Origin of the sequence: Bacteroides sp. 11BF (assembly GCF_019633765.1) — a bacterium.
GTDB lineage: Bacteria > Bacteroidota > Bacteroidia > Bacteroidales > Bacteroidaceae > Bacteroides > Bacteroides hominis.
Genome location: NZ_JAFKPJ010000072.1, coordinates 1 through 776, shown reverse-complemented (window position 1 = coordinate 776; position 776 = coordinate 1). Strand labels below are relative to the sequence as shown.

At 32.6% G+C, this 776-nt stretch carries 1 protein-coding gene; it reads right to left on the bottom strand.

Annotated elements, in window-relative coordinates; genetic code table 11:
* Positions 1-169 precede the first annotated feature (169 nt).
* Positions 170-526, bottom strand: a complete 357-nt coding sequence (gene mobC, locus JZY04_RS21035) for a plasmid mobilization relaxosome protein MobC (protein WP_007557662.1) — start codon at positions 524-526, stop codon at positions 170-172.
* Between the last annotated feature and the right edge of the window lie 250 nt (positions 527-776).

Here is a 776-nt window from a genome sequence, read left to right as displayed (position 1 = left end):
GCCGATGGGCGGTAGTTCCTGAATGGTGTCGGTGTCTTTTCTTTTATGATGCAGCCGTTTTCCTGTATTCAAGTATAGAGAGAAACGACACAAAGAACTTTAGGGAAAAGAAATAGTAACGCTGTCTTTATCACTAAAATTATATATATCAATATTATATATACATATATTATTTGATTGACATCAACTTACGCCAAGTAACATTCAATTTATCTTGCATAATTACATAGTCTGCCATTTTCTTTTCTACCTCATTAAGAACCTCTTGATTAACTTCTTCCTTATGAATATTTACATACCTAGCCAACTGATTTATATTATTTCCTATACGTTTCATTTCCAAACAAATTTCATCCATCGAACGAATAAATTCTTTAGGGTCAATAAGACCAACTCCTTTCCTAAAGACTCTCTGTCTAAAATAATCTGACATACATTTGCTAGATTTAGAAGCTTTAGTTAGTTCTTCATATTCTAAATTCGTTAAGCGAACTTTCACTATTCTATCTCTTTTATTTGCTTTCATACTATGATACTAAATAATATATGCCCCCAAGTTGCGAGGGGGCTAAACTCCTGATTTATCAGGCAAGATTTGGTTTTTGTGGACACAAAAACACATCTTGCTATTAATTTCTACAAACGCAAATATATAAATTACTAAACACCCTCCCAAACAAAAGGGAAAAAAATACAATTAGATAAGTTTTTTTGGTATCATAATAATGTTCTCTTATCGTCCATGCCGGGCAGAACCCGGAAAAGTACGGTATCAA

Bases quoted from the DNA above. Each gene is read 5' to 3' on its own strand.
- mobC (WP_007557662.1), bottom strand. From the start codon at position 526: ATGAAAGCAAATAAAAGAGATAGAATAGTGAAAGTTCGCTTAACGAAT.